Below are 18,416 nucleotides of genomic sequence, written 5' to 3'. Positions count from 1 at the left end.
TCCGTGTTAAGCATTAAAATACTTACTGTTCCAGATAAACGGGTTAAAATTTTTGCCTAGCGCAAAACCATAAAAAAGCGCAACCGCTACCAAAGATTTAAACGTAAAGAAAAATATAATCAAAAATTGGGCGCTAGAACTCGATTTAGAAAACAAGCCATCTGGCACCAATAAGGTTGCTAAGTAGCTTGCTGCCACCAGAACTAAAAGGAAGTTAAGTACATTCTTAAATGGCCATACCATGATTCTCCTTAAAGGGTGTAAATCGCTGCCCCACTTATGTATTAAATAATAGTGCTGGTTACCAATAGGAACAAATAATAAAGGGTCATCCTTGTCTTCTAACTTAAAAAGTTTAGATGGAGCCATTATTTTAAGGTTTCCCAGAACGGTATTATGCTCAGTTTCTAGTTGTTTTATTTTGTCAAAGGCTTCCTTGGGCAGTTGTGGCTTAAAATATTTTACATCTAAAAATCGTAATCTATAATTTACACATGTAGTTTTAATAGTATCTATATGATAAACATTGTTACTATCTAATTTATTAAACTGGAAATTATTGATTGCCCTAGGTTTTTCAAGAAGGTCTTTTAAATTCTTAAGAAACACATCTCTACCGTCAATATGTTGCTCTGTTTTTTTTAGATAATTGGTTATGTTCGTGCGTTTTAATAGTTCCATTTCCATGTGCATTTATCTCAAATTTATAGCATACTAATAAAGATGGCAAAATTGTTTATCCTTTATGAAAAGTTAAAAAAAAGTTAAATTCTATGAAATGCACTAATAAATAGGTTGTAATACGTGTTAAAGATATATCTTAACGATGTTATTTGCAGTTTATCGATTAATTGCAATTACAAAACCAACTAACAACCAACGTAACTATCGTATTAAAATGAATTTCCCCCAATCTAAAACCTACTTAACACTTGCCTTGTTATGCTTTAATTTGGTTTGCATGGCACAAGGTCAAGGGCTTAGTGCAATACCAACAGGACTTTATTTTTCCGCAAAAAAAACAATTGCTGAAAAAACAATGAAATCAGACCAATACCGAACCTTATATGCAGCTTTAAAGGCAACAGACTTAGAAGAGGTGTTAGATATGGATGGTCCTTTTACTTTTTTTGCACCAACAGACAATGCTTTTGGTCAGTTTTCTCCAGAAGAGTTGAACAGTTTATTCAAAGAAGAAAATAAAGCTAAGTTAAAATCGCTCTTAAGCTACCACTTGGTTGCAGGTCACATATCGGCATCTAAAATTTTAAAGGCTTTATGTAGAGGGGGCGGTAGAGCTTCTTTCACTACCATACAGGGTAAAAAAGTAACTGCAACAATGAGCGGTTTGGATATTGTACTAACAGATAGTTTAGGCAACAAGGCAATAATTACAGAAGCGGACAATAATCAGAGTAATGGTGTAATACATCAAATTGATCGTGTTATTTTGCCATCTACAATGTAAACCCGAAATAAATTCAATAAAAAAGCCCAGACAATTGTCTGGGCTTTTTTATTTCTCTATTTAAGTTATCTTAAACTTGCACCTAATTTATCAGCATAAGTCTTTTCTAACTTACCCATAATTTTGTCAATCTGTTTATCTGTAAGTGTTTTGTTTTCATCTAGAAGTGTAAAGCTAACCGCATATGATTTTTTGCCTTCAGGTAAGTTGGTTCCCGTATAAACATCAAATAAACTTACCTCTTTCAGAAGTTTCTTTTCTGTTTCATTAGCTAAAGAGTAGATATCCTTGAAGGTTACCTTGTCATCTAATAACAATGCAAAATCTCTTTTTACCTCTGGGAATTTAGATACCTCTTTATATTTGATATCATTGGTCTTGACCAATTCTAAGATAATATCCCAATTAAAATCAGCATATAACACTTCTGATTTTATTCCAGATTCCTTAAGGTAAGGTTTCTTTATTAGTCCAAATGAGACTATCAATTTATCATTGTTGATTAAATCTAACCCCTCAGAAAATAAAGCCGACGTTGTTGGTGTTTCTGAAAAATTTGAAATCCCTAAGCGTTCTAATATAGAAATTGCAACAGATTTTAAATAGAAGAAATCACTTTTTCTATTCTGTTGCAACCAATTGTTTTCGGTTTGGTTGCCCGTAAGAAATAAACCTAAATGATTTTGCTCTTTAAAAGTATCATTGTTTTTCTTGTAGGTTTTTCCAAACTCGAACAAACGTAAATCTCCTTGCTTTCTGTTGTGGTTATAAGCAACTGTTTCTAGTCCACTAAATAGTAGGGACTCTCGTAATTTTGATAGGTCTGCACTTAAGGGATTTAGAATTCTAATTTGTTCTCCACTATCCGCTAGGCCTAGATTATCTTTTTGATTTATGGGCACCAAGCTGTTGGTCATAATCTCATAGTAACCGTTTGCAGCCAAATAATTGCCCACAATATTTTGTAAACGGTGATTATCAAACTTAGAAGTACTAGCAACGGAAGCAGTAATTTTTTGGTTAATACCAATATTATTGTACCCGTAAACTCTTAGTATTTCTTCTATAACATCTACTTCCCTTTGTACATCTGTACGATAAGAAGGTATGGTTAATCCCAAGCCGGTTTCGGTAACGTTATTTACTTTAATCTCCAACGCGGCTAAAATAGATTTTATGGTGTCTTTGGGTAGATTTTCTCCAATTAATTTATTGATTTTCTCAAAGGTTAAGAAAACTTGGTAATCTTCTTTTTTTACCGGATATAAATCTGCTATTTCTGAAGAAAACTCACCCCCGGCAATTTCTTTAATTAACATTGCCGCTCTTTTAAGCGCATACTTGGTAAGGTTAATATCTATACCTCTCTCATATCTAAAAGAAGCATCTGTATTAAGGGCGTGTCTTTTGGCTGTTTTTCTAATGCTTACCGGGTCAAAATAGGCGCTCTCAAGAAAAACGGTTGTAGTGTGTTCTGTAACTCCAGATTGTAACCCTCCAAATACACCAGCAATACACAAAGGTTTTTCTACATCACAAATCATTAAGTCATCTGCATCTAGCGAGCGTTCTACGCCGTCTAGCGTAATAAATTTAGTACCTGCGGCCAACGTTTTTACCTCTACTTTATTCCCTTTAATTTTGGAGGCATCAAAAGCGTGTAAAGGCTGGCCAAGTTCATGCAATACGTAGTTGGTAATATCCACTATGTTGTTGATAGGAGATAAACCAATAGCTTTTAGTTTGTTTTTAAGCCAGCTTGGCGAATCTTGTACAAGAACGTCCTTAATGGTAATACCACAATACCTAGGTGCTAGTTTTGGTTCTAATACGTCTACGTCTATTTTAAAAGAACGGGCATCTATATTAAAATTACTAACAGATGGCGTAATTAACTCCTTAAAAATCTCTTGTTGTTCTAAGCCAGCTTTTAAATCTCTTGCTACCCCCATATGGCTCATGGCATCTGAACGATTTGGAGTTAGGCCAATTTCAAAAACTTCATCGTTTTCTATTTCAAAAATAGTAGCACAAGGGGTACCTGGTTCTAAAGAAGGTTCTAATATCATAATACCATCATGACTTTTGCCTAAACCTAGTTCATCTTCAGCGCAAATCATGCCCATACTCACTTCGCCTCTTATTTTACCTTTTTTAATTTTCCAAGGTTCGCCTTCTGCTGTGTATAGGGTAGTACCTACAGTGGCAACTGGTACTTTCTGGCCCGCGTCTACATTGGGTGCGCCACACACTATTTGTACCGGCTCTTCAAGGCCAATATCTACAGTGGTTAATTTTAAACGGTCTGCATTGGGGTGTTGCACACAGGTAAGAACATGCCCTACTACAACACCGGACAATCCGCCTTTTACAGATTCATATTTTTGTATGCCCTCTACCTCAAGTCCTAAATCGGTTAGTAGCTCTCCTGTTTTTGGGGCTTCCCAATCTAACTGTATAAACTGCTTTAGCCAGTTATATGATATTTTCATTGACCATGTTTAAAGTTCGCAAATATAAAACATTGCAAGTGTAGATTCAATTTAAGAGTGGCTTAGATTTTAAAGAATGGTCCTTTAGTTTTACCTTTAATTCTTTATAGTTTAAAAATAATCACATATGTATTTTAAATTAAGCCTGTTATCGCTTTTTTGTTTGTTGGTATCTTGCTCAGAAAAGAAGCCAACAGAGCCTATAGCAGGTACTTGGAGGGCAGAAATGGAAGTTATGGATAATCAAATGCTTCCTTTTAATTTTACTTGGGAAAAGGTAAATGCTTCAAAATCAGATTTTAAGATAACTGTATTTAACTCGGACGAACGTTTTGTAATTGACGATATTTCTTTGAAAAACGATTCAATTTATATTAGAATGCCCGTATTTGAAGGATATATTGCCGGTACATTTACGCCTAGCGAAATACGCGGGCAGTTTATCAAAGAAAGTTTGGAGAGAAGCGTTCCATTTGTTGCAAAATATGATAACAACCAAAGATTTATCAATACAAATCCTACTTCACTAGACTTATCCGGCATATGGAAAACTAAATTTATCGAGGAAAACGGTGAAACGTACATGGCAAAAGGAACTTTTTATCAAGAAAAAGGGAAACTTACGGGCACATTTAGAACCACCACTGGAGATTACCGATATTTAGAAGGCACGGTTGATGGAGACAGTTTAAAATTATCTACATTTGATGGGGCCCACGTATTTCTGTTCTTGGCCAAAGCAAACGATTCCACTTTAAGCGGAAATTTTTACTCTGGAAATCATTATAAAGCCGCATTCGAGGCTACTAGAGACGATGCTTACGAATTACCAGATGCTTCTAGCTTAACCTATTTAAAAGAGGGCTATGATAAATTTGATTTTAGCTTTCCAGATAGCAATGATGAGCTTATAAGCTTATCAGATGCTCAATTTGAAAATAAGGTAGTATTGGTTCAAATTATGGGAACTTGGTGCCCAAATTGTTTAGACGAGACCAATTACTACGTGGAATACCTTAAGGAAAATCCTAACAAAGATTTGAAGTTCGTAGCATTGGCATTTGAGTATGCAAGAACTAAAGAAAAGGCAATGCAAGGAATTAACAGGTTAAAAGATAGGGTAGGGGTACCCTATCCAATTCTCTTGGCGCAAATAGGTACATCTAGTAAAACAAAGGCAAACGAAAAATTACCAATGTTAAACCAATTACTCTCTTATCCTACAACAATTTATATTGATAAAAAAGGTGTGGTACGTAAAATACACACGGGATTCAATGGTCCTGCAACCGGAGAAAAGTACGAAGAGTTTAAAGAAGAGTTTAAGGAAACCTTAGCCACACTTTTAGCAGAATAATCTAAATAATAGTAGATTTTCCTAAATCTATATTTTCGTTATTCATGTTAATACGGTCATCATGCCCCAAAATATGGTTGGCAATAAAATCGCCAACATGATTGGTGCCATATTGGCTATTAGCGTCTAAGTCTTTTGTTACAATACCTTTTGCGATTGATTTATCTACCGCTTCTCTAACGGCCATGGCTTCTTCAAATAGCCTAAAATGTTCTAGTAGCATTGCTGTAGCCAATATAGTTGCTACGGGGTTAACTAAATCTTTGTCCTTTAACTCGGTGTATGGCCCATGTACTGGTTGAAAAAGGGCTTGTTTTTCACCTACAGAAGCAGAGGGCAACGTGTTTACCGCACCACTTATCATACTGCTCTCGTCTGCTAGGATATCGCCAAACATATTTTCTGTTAAAACAACATCATACCGGTTTGGTGCTGCTATCATTTTCATGGCGGCATGGTCTACAAACTGATATTCTAATGCAACATCTGGATAGCTTTGGGCAATATCCCTAACTACCTTGCGCCATAGTTTAGAGGAGTTTAGTACGTTGGCTTTATCAATTAAAGTTACCCTGTTGTTTCTATTTTTAGCAGCTTTAAAAGCTAGATGGGCTATTCTGCTTATCTCTTCTTCTGTGTACTTACAAACATCGGAAGCACTTTGTGCTTTAGTTGCGTCTTCTTTGTTTTGATAGTAAATTCCGCTAGAGAGTTCCCTAAAGATTAACATATCCGTTCCTTTGATAATGTCTGCTTTTAAGGGAGATTTATCTACTAAGCTTGGAAAAATACGCAAAGGTCTAATGTTGGCATATAGGCCCAGTTCTTTGCGTAATTGAATAAGACCGTGTTCTGGTCTAACTTCGGCTACGGGGTTGTTGTTAAATTTATGATTGCCAATAGTACCTACTAAAATGGCATCTGAATTTTTGCAAATTCTAAGGGTGTCTTTTGGAAGAGCGGTTTCATAGGTGTTTATGGCTTTTGCCCCAATAACCCCTATTTGAAAAATAAATTCGTGATGAAATACTTCTTCTACCGCTTCTAAGCACTTTTTTGCTTGCTGTATCACTTCCTCACCAACACCGTCTCCTGGCAACAAGGCAATTTTGTACTTCATATAAAGTAATTTATTAAACCAAACTCTTTATTCCTACTTCACTTGTTTCTATAATCTCATGTATATCATTATCTTCTATTTCTTTTTTACGGTCTGCGTATTTTAAGAAATTCTGATATACTTTATCTAATTGAAGTTTTGTTAATTCATAGCCCACATTCTTGGCCCTGTAAGCTAAAGCAGCCCTTCCGCTACGTGCGGTCAAAACAATAGATGATTCACTAACACCCACTTCTGCAGGGTCAATAATTTCATAGGTCTCACGATTTTTAATAACCCCATCTTGGTGTATGCCAGAACTATGTGCAAACGCGTTGGTACCTACTATGGCTTTATTGGGCTGTACGGGCATTCCCATTTTCTGGGAAACCATTAAGCTTGTATCATATAGCAGCTTACTGTTTATATTGGTATCTAAATTTAAGTTTGGGTGTTGCCTCATAATCATAACAACTTCTTCTAAAGAAGTATTGCCCGCGCGTTCTCCAATACCGTTAATAGTACACTCTATTTGTCTGGCTCCGTTTATTACACCTGCTATGGAGTTGGCCGTGGCTAAACCTAAATCGTTATGGCAGTGGCAAGATAATATTGCTTTGTCTATACCTGTAACATTTTCTTTTAGGTATTTCATTTTTGCTCCATACTCTTCAGGTAAACAATATCCCGTAGTGTCAGGTATATTAAGCACTGTTGCCCCAGCTTTTATAACAGCTTCGCAAACGCGCGCTAAATATTCATTGTCTGTTCTACCAGCATCTTCTGCGTAGAATTCAACATCTTCTACAAATTTCTTTGCATATTTAACAGCGGCAACTGCTCTTTCTAGAATATCTTCTCTATTAGATTTAAACTTGTGGGTAATGTGGGAGTCAGATGTACCAATACCAGTATGTATTCTTGGTCTTTTGGCGTATTTAAGGGCTTGAGCAGCTACTTCTATATCTTTTTCTACGGAACGCGTTAATCCGCAGACGGTTGCATTTTTTACCAATTTGGCAATTTCTTCTACAGATTGGAAATCACCAGGGCTAGAAATGGGAAATCCTGCTTCTATAACATCTACACCTAACTCATCTAATCTTGAAGCAATGACCAATTTTTGTTCCGTGTCTAACTTACAACCAGGGACCTGCTCGCCGTCTCTTAGTGTTGTATCAAAAATATGTACCTTATCTTTACCCATCTTATAATTTGATTTTATCTAATCTTTACGAAAGTAAAAAGGTGAAAATCAAATCTATTTCATAAGACAGGGTAGTTACAACGTTAAGTGTAAAAATGTGCGATGTAACAAATTGATAATCAAAATAATAGTTATATATTTTTACGATGACAAGCACCTCTAAGGATACGTTGTTCGTTCTTATTAAATCTTTATCCAAATCTGAAAAGAGACAATTTAAATTGTATGTTGGTAGATTAGGGGTAAATACGGACGCCAAATTTCTAGCGCTTTTTAATCTTTTGGATAAGATGAAAGCCTACAATGAAAAACAAATTCTAGAAAGTGGAATCGTAAAAAAAGCGCAATTATCTAATTTAAAAGCCCATTTGTATAAGCAAATATTGGTGAGTTTGCGTTTAAATCCAGTAAACCAGTCCATAAGGGTGCAGATTAGGGAGCAGTTGGATTTTGCTACAATATTATACCAAAAAGGCTTGTATAAACAGAGTTTAAAGCTTTTGGAAAAAGCAAAATCTATGGCCATTGAAAATGAAGAAAAAAACGTGGCCTATGAAATTGTTGAATTAGAGAAAATTATTGAAACACAATATATTACCCGTAGTATACCAGACCGTGCGGATGAACTTGCCTTACAGGCAAAAGAATTAAGTTTACAGAATGTCATGACCAGTAAACTGTCAAATCTATCCCTTCAATTGTATAGTATGATGCTAAAAGTGGGGTATGTTCGTAATGATGCCGATCTACAAAAAGTTAAAGATTATTTTGATTCTCATTTGCCTAAATATCGATTGGACGAACTAGGCTTTAGAGAAAAATTATGGCTTTACAAAGCCCATTTATGGTATAGTTTTTTAACACAAGATTTCTTGGGTGCATTTAAGTATTCTAGCAAATGGGTAGAGCTTTTTTATGAACACAAAGAAATGATCTACCTAAATCCGGTGTTTTATCTAAAAGGTAATCATTATTTATTAGAATCCTTATTCTTGATTAAATATAATTCCCTATTCAAGGACACCTTAAATAGATTGGAAGAAACCGTTTCTGACAGTAAATTTCCGAAGAACGATAATCTTGCCTCACTTGCATTTATTTATATAAATAGCAATAAGTTGAACCATCACTTTATGGAGGGTAACTTTGAAGGTGGGCTTTATTTAGTCAATGTTGTTGAATATGGGATTAAAAAACACAAAGACAAAATAGATGAACACCATGTAATGCTTCTCTATTACAAAATAGCCTGTTTGTATTTTGGAGTAGGAGACAATAAAAACTGTATTGCTTATCTTAAACGCATCATCAACAATAAAAATCTTAAAATGCGAGAAGATTTAATGTGTTTTTCTCGCGTTCTTAGTCTTGTTGCTCACTACGAAGCCGGAATGGATTACCATTTAGAAGTACAATTAAAAAACACTTATAAGTTTTTACTTAAAATGAACGACTTGCATGCGGTGCAGAAGGAAATGATTAAGTTCTTGAGAAATCTAGGCGAAATTTACCCTACCGATTTAAAGGCGGAATTTCAAAAGCTCTATGATGAATTAAAGAAATATGAAGACCATCCGTATGAAAAACGTGCCTTTTTATATTTAGATATTCTATCTTGGCTAGAGAGTCATTTGCAAAATAGACCGGTATCCCAAATTATCAAAGAAAAGTCATTACAAGCTATTAGATAGTGGTTTAATTGCTATTTAATAGTTGTGGTACTAATTTTTGGCCAAATGCTTCAAAATCATTGTTTTTAGCCATTTTACGCACTTGTACTGGATCAAAATTACCTTTAAAATACAGAAAAGAGCCGTTGGTATTGTCGTTTTTGTACACCAAAATTTCTTTTACTACATCTCTTTTTTCCCTTATGGAAACCACGTTTCGCTTTAAATTGTCGTTCTTTCTATAAATCTCTATAAACGAGCTACCCGTAAAACTGTTCATCTGACTATTTAAGAATTGGGCTTGTTTGTCCGTTGCGCTAGGAAACTGCATGTAGCGCAAGTCTTTAGTGTCTCCAACAAGACTATTCATTTCTGGCGAAATATTCCGTAAAAGTGAAAACATGAATTGAGGAACTCTAAAGGCAGTAACCTGGTTATCGTTTTTATGAGCCTCATAAAAACTATCTATAGAATTATAGCTACTACAAGAGAGAAAAAGAAGTAGCATAAGGGATAAAAGGCTATTTTTCATAATGTAAAATTTATACTAAAAACGACTTTAAAGACAAGAATCCCAAATGGGGTCTTTTGGAGGCTTAGCTTCAATGGTAATTGCTTCTTTACTAACCGGGTGCACAAAGGCTAATTTACGTGCGTGCAAATGTATGCTGCCATCTCTATTGCTTCGGTCCGCACCATATTTTAAATCACCTTTTATGGTACTACCAATTGCCGATAATTGCGAACGTATTTGATGGTGCCTTCCCGTATGTAAATCTACTTCCAATAAAAAATAGTTATCTAAAACTTTTACGGTTTTATAACTTAGCATGGCTTTTTTGCTATCTGGAACCTCTTTATCATAAGCGTATGATTTGTTTTGTTTCGGATTTCGTTTTAACCAATGGGTAATAGTAGCTTCTTTAGTGCTTGGAATTTGTTTTACCACGGCCCAATAGGTTTTTTGTGTTTTACCCTCGGCAAAAAGTTTGTTTAATCTAGGTAAGGCTTTTGAAGTTTTGGCAAAAAGCACAATTCCAGATGTTGGTCTATCTAACCTATGTACTACCCCAAGATAAACATTTCCAGGTTTATCATATTTTATCTTGATCCAAGATTTTACAATATCAGACAATGGGGTGTCTCCGGTTTTATCACCCTGCACAATATCTCCGGGACGTTTATTTACCACTATAACATGGTTGTCCTCATAAAGGACATCTAGATTTTCTACTGTGGATTTAATTTGGACTCTTTTTTAGTGTTCAACATAGCTATTAATAAACAAATGGCACCTATGGTTACCGATACATCTGCCATGTTAAAAATACCTGTTTTTAAAAACCCAATTCTCAAATGGAAAAAATCAGTAACTGAACCGTACAAAAAACGGTCTATTAAATTACCTAATCCTCCACCAATTAGGAAAGCAAATGCAACCAAGACCCATTTATCTAAATTAGATTTTTTAAATATGCGGTAAATTAAAACCAATAGCACAAGAAGCGGTAGAAAATTCAGCAATATAATTTTTATCCAAGGAGAAAAATTGGCTCCAAACCCTAAGGCTGCCCCAGTATTTTCTACATTGGTTAATATAAGATTGTCTTTTACCAAAGGTATGTAAGCATTGTTCTCTACTTTGTGCCGTACCAATTCTTTAGAAAATTGGTCGCAACCCAAATTAATTAAAATTAGCGTTAGAATAAGAATATGCTTGGTTTTCACAATTGGTTTAGTATGATTCTTCTTCGTTAGGAAAATCTTTGCTTTTTACGTCCTTTACGTAACTAGAAATAGCACTTTCCATTTCATCATAAAGATTCATGTATCTTCTTAAAAATCTTGGATTAAACTCGTGCGTCATACCCAATAAATCATGCACAACCAAGACTTGGCCATCAACACCACCACCAGCACCAATTCCAATTACCGGGATAGAAACGCTCTCAGCTACTTCTTGTGCCAATTTAGCCGGTATTTTTTCCAACACTAAAGCAAAACAACCTAGTTCTTCTAGCAATTTGGCATCGCTTTTTAATTTTTCTGCCTCTTCTTCTTCTTTAGCCCTAACGGTATATGTTCCAAATTTGTAAATAGACTGTGGCGTTAGGCCTAAATGCCCCATAACCGGTATACCGGCTTCTAGTATTCTGCTAATAGATATCTGTATTTCAGAACCGCCTTCTACTTTAACGGCATGCCCGCCACTTTCTTTCATTATACGTATGGCAGAACGTAACGCTTCTTTAGAATCGCCTTGGTAACTACCAAATGGTATGTCTACTACCACCAAAGCCCTGGCAGCGGCACGTACTACAGAACTGGCATGATAAATCATTTGGTCCAATGTTATAGGAAGCGTGGTTTCATGGCCAGCCATAACGTTACTGGCAGAATCCCCAACAAGAATAACATCTACATTGGCGGCATCTACAATTTTTGCCATAGAATAATCGTAAGCCGTAAGCATAGATATTTTTTCACCGTTTTGTTTCATCTCTACAAGAGATTTTACGGTTACTCTTTTATATTGTTTCTTTTTTGCTGTTGACATTTATTTTGCTTTGCTGATAAAAGTAAGCAGATTTGATTAATTTAAAATCTTTAATCATCATCATTATCATGAGAAAATGCCTATTCCTATTTGTAATTTCCTTATCGTCTATAAATTCATTTGCCCAAGATGATGCTAAAACTGCGGTAAAGAAAACCGTTGAACGCTTTTTTGAGGGATTTCACGCTCAAGATTCATTAGTTATGAAAGAGGTTGTGTATAACCAAGTGGTTTTACAGACCACCGCTCAAAATAAAGACGGCCAAACCGTTTTTAAAACGGATGAAATAAGTGCTTTGTACAAGAACATTGTTGCGATACCAAAAACCGTAAATTTTAACGAAAAACTGATTTCTTGGGATATTAATGTGGACCGAACAATGGCCAATGCATGGGTAGGTTATGAGTTTTGGTTAAATGGCTCACTTTCTCATTGTGGTGTAAACGCTTTTCAGCTTATAAATTTTAATGGTCATTGGAAAATTGTTTATTTAATTGATACCAGAGGTAAAGAAGGTTGCGAGTAAGCAGACAGATACTCAGCAGGATAGTCAAGGATGGATACTTCATATTTCTACTTTATTCTTGAAAACACCTTTAAAGTAAGTATATAATGAAGCGGTTTTTGTGTTTAGTACTCTGGTTATCGGTTTGGCAACTTCAATCACAAAAGTATACGCCTAATCTTACTTCATTACAACAGTATGAATGTCCGGAATGGTTTAGCGATGCCAAGTTTGGCATATATGTTCATTGGGGAGTTTATTCTGTGCCGGAATATGGGGAATGGTATGCCAGGGAGATGTATATGGAAGGACATGAGGTTTATAATTACCATCTAGAGAATTATGGTCATCCAAGCGAATTTGGTTATAAAGATTTTATCCCCATGTGGAAAGCCGAAAAATTTGACCCTGATGCTTGGTTGGAATTGTTTAAAGCGGCTGGCGCCAAATATTTTACACCCTGTGCGGTTCATCATGATGGTTTTGAATTATGGAATTCAAAATATACGCCCTACAACGCAGTTAATATGGGGCCCAAAAAAGATTTATTGGGGATGATGCGAAAAGCTGCAAACAAGTATGGTTTGCGTTTTGGTGTAACAACCCATATGGCCAGGTCTATTTCATGGATGCAAACTAGTCATAGGAGTGATACCATAGGGCCTTACAAAGACATTCCTTATGATGGAAATAAACCGGAATTTCAAGATTTATATCACATACCCTACGGTGATGATAACAGAGCAGATACAGAAAACCCACCTTTAATGTGGCGAAATTATTGGTTGCTTAGAATGAAGGACCTAACTGAAAATTACAGCCCAGATTTCATTTATCTAGATTCTGCGGTACCATTTGCCGGTGAGGATAACGGTAAAACTGGGTTCGAATTTTTTGCTTGGTTTTACAATAGAAACCCTGAGGGTATAATAACGCACAAAGGTGACAAAGGGGTAAATAGAGCACCTTATTTTGAAGGAATAGCTACCTTGGATATTGAACGTGGCAAGAGTAAAACAATTAGAAAGGATCCGTGGCAAACAGATGATTCTATAGGCCCTTGGGGGTATAACAAAACCGCAGACTACAAAGATGCAAATGCGGTGATAGATAAGCTAATAGATATTGTGTCTAAAAATGGTAACCTTTTGCTTAATGTACCGCCCAAAGCAGACGGTACCCTTGATGAGGAAACTATTTCAATTTTAAGCGATATAGGGGATTGGTTTGCAATAAACGGAGAGGGTATTTATGAAACTAGACCGTGGGAAGTTTTTGGTGAAGGGCCAGACACGGAAATGAAAGGACGAGCAAATTTATCACCATATACCTACAAAAATATACGTTTTACCCAAAGCAAAGATGGCAATACACTTTATGCAATACTAATGGGTTGGCCAGGAGAAAATGCTAGAATTAATTTAAAGTCTTTTTCTAAGGACCATCCAGGTGAGAACTATAAAATTCAACAAATAGAAATGTTGGGTAGTACCGATAAGATAAAATATAAACATTCTAAGAAAGGGTTGTCTTTTACTGCGCCAAAAACAACCAAGAATAATTTAGCGGTTATTTTTAAAATTAGCCTTAAAGATTAAGTTTAACAATCACTCAAATTAACGCCTACCGCCAAACCACCTTCAGATGTTTCTTTGTACTTACTACTCATATCTTTAGCTGTCTCCCACATGGTTTGCACAACCTTGTCTAAAGGTACTTTTGCAAATGCAGGGTCACTGTCAAGGGCTAATTCAGATGCGTTAATAGCCTTTATGGCCCCCATGGCATTACGTTCTATACAAGGAACCTGTACTAGGCCGCCAATGGGATCACAAGTAAGTCCTAAATGATGCTCCATGGCAATTTCCGCTGCCATAAGCACTTGCTCTGGCGTACCACCCATTAGCTGGGTTAAACCAGCTGCTGCCATAGCAGAAGATACGCCTATTTCTGCTTGGCACCCGCCCATTGCAGCAGAAATGGTGGCTCCTTTTTTAAAGATGCTACCAATTTCGCCCGCTACCAATAAAAAGGTTTTGATATCATCAAAATTTCCATCATGATTTTCTATTACCAAGTAGTACATTAATACCGCAGGAATAACCCCTGCGCTACCGTTGGTAGGAGCCGTAACTACTCGGCCTAAAGAAGCATTTACCTCATTAACGGATAGAGCAAAACAACTTACCCATTTTATAATTTGCCTAAATCTAACTTCAGTATCCCTAATACTGTAAATCCATTCGGTAGGGTTGTTATATGGTTTTGAACCAATTAACTTATCATGTATTTCCGCAGCTCTACGTTTTACTTGTAAACCACCAGGTAATGTACCCTGGGTATGGCAGCCCGTATACATGCATTCCAACATAGTATTCCAAACCCTGTTTAATTCTAGGTCTATTTCTTCATCGGACCTTAAAGAACGTTCGTTCTCTAATACCAACTCGGGAATACTTTTGTTTTCTGTATGGCAAAATTCAATTAATTGGGTAGCATTAGAAATGGGGTAGGGGAATTGTTTAAAAATTATTTTATTCTCTTTAGCATTCTCTAGTAGTTCTTGTACAATAAAACCACCACCTATAGAATAATAGGTTTGTTGTTCTTTATTTCCGTTTTCTAGGTATGCTATAAAGCGTAAAGCGTTGGCATGAAAGGGTAAAAATTCTTTTAAAAAGCTAATATCCTTTTCATAATCAAAGCCTATGGTAAATTGACCAGCTAATTTTATACGTTTAGACGCTTTAATTGCTGTTATTTTAGGTTCAATGGTATCACAATCCATAGTTACCGGGTCTTCGCCCAACAATCCTAGAACTACTGCCTTATCGGTTGCATGTCCAATTCCCGTCAACGAAAGGGATCCATATAACAATACAGAAACCTGACTAACCTTAGGTAAAAGTCCCGCATGCTGAAGGTATGAAATAAAACTTTCGGCCGCACGCCATGGTCCTAGGGTGTGGGAACTAGAGGGTCCTACACCAATTTTTAGCATATCAAAAACACTAATGCACTCCATACCTAATTATTGATTAATCAAATATAATGTAAATAAGTACCATTGTATTATGGAATATGTTTAAAAAAGCAATGAAATTTTAGAATATGACAAATTGTATTTTACTAAGTAGTGGGGTCTTACTATAAGGTTCTTGAAGAAAACTGACAGCTTGTCATAGTAAAGTTACATGGCACGAACATTGACATAGTTGGGATGTAAAATGAATAGTAAAAAATTTAAATATTTAGCATGAGTAAAATAATCGGTATTGATTTGGGTACTACCAACTCTTGTGTATCTGTAATGGAAGGTAACGAGCCTGTTGTAATACCCAATGCAGAAGGTAAAAGAACTACCCCTTCCGTAATCGCATTTGTGGATGGTGGTGAGATAAAGGTAGGAGACCCGGCAAAAAGACAAGCTGTAACCAACCCAAATAAAACAATCTATTCCATAAAACGTTTTATGGGGAACAAATTTTCTGAAAGCCAAAAAGAGGCCAATAGAGTTCCTTATAATGTAGTAAAAGGAGATAATGATACGCCACGTGTAGATATAGATGGGCGTTTGTATACACCACAAGAATTGTCTGCTATGATTCTTCAAAAAATGAAGAAAACAGCAGAAGATTATTTGGGGCAAGATGTAACCAGAGCGGTAATTACCGTACCAGCTTACTTTAACGATTCTCAAAGACAAGCTACAAAAGAAGCTGGTGAGATTGCGGGTCTTAAAGTAGAGCGTATTATTAATGAGCCTACGGCTGCTTCTTTAGCTTATGGTTTGGATAAAAAAGATTCGGACCAAAAAATTGTAGTTTTTGACTTTGGTGGTGGTACGCATGATGTTTCTATCCTAGAATTAGGAGATGGCGTTTTTGAAGTATTGGCCACAGATGGTGATACACACTTAGGCGGTGATGATGTTGACCAGAAAATAATTGACTGGTTGGCAGAAGAGTTCAAGGCTGATGAAGGCATGGATTTGCGCGAAGATGCAATGGCATTACAAAGACTACGCGAAGCTGCTGAAAAAGCTAAGATTGAGTTATCTTCTTCTGCACAGACAGAGATTAACTTACCTTATGTAACAGCAACGGCTTCTGGTCCTAAACACTTGGTTAGAACGTTGAGTAGAGCTAAGTTTGAACAATTAATAGACGACTTGGTAAAGCGAACAATTGCTCCATGTGAGTCTGCATTGAAATCTGCGGGCCTATCTAAGAGTGATATTGACGAAATTATCTTGGTTGGTGGTTCTACTAGAATCCCTGCGGTACAAGAAGCTGTAGAGAAATTCTTTGGAAAAAAACCAAGCAAAGGGGTTAACCCAGATGAGGTAGTTGCTGTAGGTGCCGCAATTCAAGGTGGTGTATTAACAGGAGATGTTAAGGATGTATTGTTATTAGATGTAACGCCACTTTCTTTAGGTATTGAAACCATGGGAGGTGTAGCTACTAAATTGATTGAAGCCAATACAACAATCCCAACAAAGAAGTCCCAAGTATTCTCTACGGCTGCAGATAACCAGCCTTCTGTAGAAATACATGTGTTACAAGGAGAAAGACCTATGGCTGCGGATAACAAGACCATCGGTAGATTTCACCTAGATGGTATTCCACCTGCACCAAGAGGTACACCTCAAATTGAAGTTACTTTTGATATAGATGCCAACGGTATTATCAAAGTATCTGCAACAGACAAGGCAACAGGTAAGTCTCAAGACATTAGAATTGAAGCGTCTTCTGGATTAACCGAAGAGGAAATTCAAAAGATGAAAGCAGAAGCAGAAGCTAATGCAGAGGCAGACAAAAAAGCCAAAGAAACAGCAGATAAGTTAAATGAAGCTGATGGTATGATTTTCCAAACCGAAAAGCAATTGAGCGAGTTTGGAGATAAACTTTCTGATGATAAGAAAAAACCGATAGAGGAAGCTTTAGAGGAGCTAAAGAAAGCTTATGAAACTAAAGACCTTGCAGTAATTTCTCCAGCATTAGAGAAAATTAACGAAGCTTGGAAGGTAGCATCTGAAGAAATGTACAAAGCGCAAGCTGAGGCTGCACAAGCTGGTGGTGATTCAACTGCAAGTGCTGGTGGAGCTACAGGTTCTAACGATGGAGCATCTGAAGGCGATAACGTTGAAGATGTAGATTTTGAAGAAGTAAAATAAGCTTCTAACGTATATGATACTAAAAAACCCTGATGATTCATCAGGGTTTTTTTATTTAAGTATATAAATTTTAATCTCTAGAAAGAATACTAAGTATATACCAGAATAAAAGCATTAAAGAAGCAAACAAGCCTAAAGATGCGGCTACATATTGTTCCTCATTATATTTATGAATCATATTGGACGTTTGATACAAAATTGAACCAGAAGCCAATACTACCATTCCTACACTAAACCAAAGCCCAAGATTAAAACCGAATAAGGCTCCGGCAATAATAAGCCCCAAAGCAATAAAAAAGCCAATTGTGAGTATAGAGCGTAGAAAAGAAAAATCTTTTTTAGTGATAAAAACTACGGCAGTTAAGCCAGAAAAGAGAGCTAAAGTTAGAATAGCTGCTTGGTTTAATATTTCAAAACCGCCGTCTTGGGCCATGTACATGGCCATAAATATCAAAGGAATAAATATAAAAGCTTCCGCAACCACGTAAAGAACCAGTCCTGCATAATGCATTTTCTTATCGTTACTACGTAATGCTAGTTTCTCTGCATAATTGGTTACCAACATGAAACCACCTAATAACAGTAGCCAACTAATTCCTCCAGTTAAGGATAATGCTAAATTTAATATTCCGTCTAGTTGAAAGAATAAGGTTTCTACTAGAATAAAAAGTAATACGGCACCAGCTAAATGCGCATAGGTTTTCTTGTAAAAGGCAACTCTCGCTTGGTCTTCTAATTGTCCAACAAAGGGCTGAACAGGGTTGGGTTGGTTTTCCATTTTAAATATTTAAGGTTATACTGTTACAACTACCGAATAACGGTTTTTAGTATAACAATATAACCTTAAATCTGGTATTCTGTATAGAAAATAGACGAAATACCTT

General features: G+C 36.2%; 16 protein-coding genes. 6 read left to right on the top strand and 10 right to left on the bottom strand.

Features of this window, described 5'->3' with window-relative positions:
- Positions 1 to 6 precede the first annotated feature (6 nt).
- A complete protein-coding gene (locus BUL40_RS05800; RefSeq protein WP_080318629.1) occupies positions 7 to 687 on the bottom strand; it encodes a hypothetical protein in 681 nt (226 codons plus the stop codon).
- Between the two features lie 274 nt (positions 688 to 961).
- On the opposite strand from BUL40_RS05800, the gene BUL40_RS05795 reads away from it, so the two are divergent.
- Positions 962 to 1,468 (top strand): fasciclin domain-containing protein, encoded by a 507-nt coding sequence (locus BUL40_RS05795; protein ID WP_176465451.1) that lies wholly within the window; start codon positions 962 to 964, stop codon positions 1,466 to 1,468.
- A gap of 65 nt (positions 1,469 to 1,533) precedes the next feature.
- On the opposite strand, the gene pheT is transcribed toward BUL40_RS05795, so the two are convergent.
- The gene (pheT, locus tag BUL40_RS05790) at positions 1,534 to 3,960 is read right to left on the bottom strand and encodes a phenylalanine--tRNA ligase subunit beta (RefSeq protein ID WP_080318449.1); all 2,427 of its coding nucleotides are present in this window, start codon (positions 3,958 to 3,960) and stop codon (positions 1,534 to 1,536) included.
- 127 nt (positions 3,961 to 4,087) lie between these two features.
- On the opposite strand from pheT, the gene BUL40_RS05785 reads away from it, so the two are divergent.
- On the top strand, positions 4,088 to 5,317 hold the full coding sequence (locus tag BUL40_RS05785; RefSeq protein ID WP_080318448.1) for a peroxiredoxin family protein: 1,230 nt from the start codon (positions 4,088 to 4,090) through the stop codon (positions 5,315 to 5,317).
- Between the two features lies 1 nt (position 5,318).
- On the opposite strand, the gene leuB is transcribed toward BUL40_RS05785, so the two are convergent.
- Both leuB and BUL40_RS05775 read right to left on the bottom strand, forming a co-directional pair.
- On the bottom strand, positions 5,319 to 6,437 hold the full coding sequence (gene leuB / locus BUL40_RS05780) for a 3-isopropylmalate dehydrogenase (protein WP_080318447.1): 1,119 nt from the start codon (positions 6,435 to 6,437) through the stop codon (positions 5,319 to 5,321).
- A 13-nt stretch (positions 6,438 to 6,450) separates the two neighbouring features.
- On the bottom strand, positions 6,451 to 7,623 hold the full coding sequence (locus BUL40_RS05775) for a 2-isopropylmalate synthase (RefSeq protein WP_010516533.1): 1,173 nt from the start codon (positions 7,621 to 7,623) through the stop codon (positions 6,451 to 6,453).
- 146 nt (positions 7,624 to 7,769) lie between these two features.
- On the opposite strand from BUL40_RS05775, the gene BUL40_RS05770 reads away from it, so the two are divergent.
- A complete protein-coding gene (locus BUL40_RS05770; protein WP_080318446.1) occupies positions 7,770 to 9,314 on the top strand; it encodes a hypothetical protein in 1,545 nt (514 codons plus the stop codon).
- Between the two features lie 4 nt (positions 9,315 to 9,318).
- Here BUL40_RS05770 and BUL40_RS05765 read toward each other — a convergent pair whose 3' ends face one another.
- From BUL40_RS05765 to panB, 4 genes are read right to left on the bottom strand one after another with little or no spacing between them, the layout of a single operon-like run.
- Positions 9,319 to 9,825 carry a DUF4252 domain-containing protein gene (locus tag BUL40_RS05765; protein WP_010516535.1) on the bottom strand — a complete coding sequence of 169 codons (507 nt, stop codon included), beginning with the start codon at positions 9,823 to 9,825 and terminating at the stop codon, positions 9,319 to 9,321.
- A gap of 27 nt (positions 9,826 to 9,852) precedes the next feature.
- A complete protein-coding gene (locus BUL40_RS05760) occupies positions 9,853 to 10,485 on the bottom strand; it encodes an RluA family pseudouridine synthase (protein WP_244901829.1) in 633 nt (210 codons plus the stop codon).
- Positions 10,486 to 10,523: 38 nt separating this feature from the next.
- A complete protein-coding gene (gene lspA, locus BUL40_RS05755) occupies positions 10,524 to 11,021 on the bottom strand; it encodes a signal peptidase II (RefSeq protein ID WP_080318444.1) in 498 nt (165 codons plus the stop codon).
- A gap of 7 nt (positions 11,022 to 11,028) precedes the next feature.
- Complete coding sequence (gene panB, locus BUL40_RS05750; RefSeq protein WP_010516541.1) at positions 11,029 to 11,850, bottom strand: 3-methyl-2-oxobutanoate hydroxymethyltransferase; 822 nt, start codon at positions 11,848 to 11,850, stop codon at positions 11,029 to 11,031.
- 32 nt (positions 11,851 to 11,882) lie between these two features.
- On the opposite strand from panB, the gene BUL40_RS05745 reads away from it, so the two are divergent.
- Together BUL40_RS05745 and BUL40_RS05740 are read left to right on the top strand one after the other, a co-directional pair.
- Complete coding sequence (locus BUL40_RS05745; RefSeq protein WP_244901828.1) at positions 11,883 to 12,377, top strand: nuclear transport factor 2 family protein; 495 nt, start codon at positions 11,883 to 11,885, stop codon at positions 12,375 to 12,377.
- A gap of 86 nt (positions 12,378 to 12,463) precedes the next feature.
- Positions 12,464 to 13,954, top strand: coding sequence for an alpha-L-fucosidase (locus BUL40_RS05740; RefSeq protein WP_080318442.1), 1,491 nt, complete (start codon positions 12,464 to 12,466; stop codon positions 13,952 to 13,954).
- Positions 13,955 to 13,956: 2 nt separating this feature from the next.
- On the opposite strand, the gene BUL40_RS05735 is transcribed toward BUL40_RS05740, so the two are convergent.
- A complete protein-coding gene (locus BUL40_RS05735; RefSeq protein ID WP_080318441.1) occupies positions 13,957 to 15,381 on the bottom strand; it encodes an L-serine ammonia-lyase in 1,425 nt (474 codons plus the stop codon).
- 231 nt (positions 15,382 to 15,612) lie between these two features.
- Between BUL40_RS05735 and dnaK the strand changes: the two genes are divergently transcribed.
- Complete coding sequence (gene dnaK, locus BUL40_RS05730) at positions 15,613 to 17,532, top strand: molecular chaperone DnaK (RefSeq protein ID WP_080318440.1); 1,920 nt, start codon at positions 15,613 to 15,615, stop codon at positions 17,530 to 17,532.
- A 70-nt stretch (positions 17,533 to 17,602) separates the two neighbouring features.
- On the opposite strand, the gene BUL40_RS05725 is transcribed toward dnaK, so the two are convergent.
- On the bottom strand, positions 17,603 to 18,310 hold the full coding sequence (locus tag BUL40_RS05725; RefSeq protein ID WP_080318439.1) for a Bax inhibitor-1/YccA family protein: 708 nt from the start codon (positions 18,308 to 18,310) through the stop codon (positions 17,603 to 17,605).
- Positions 18,311 to 18,416 lie beyond the last annotated feature (106 nt).

The sequence above is a fragment of the Croceivirga radicis genome, from assembly GCF_002072105.2.
GTDB lineage: Bacteria > Bacteroidota > Bacteroidia > Flavobacteriales > Flavobacteriaceae > Croceivirga > Croceivirga radicis.
Note: the sequence above shows the minus strand (reverse complement) of the source record. Positions and strands in the feature narration are given on the sequence as shown.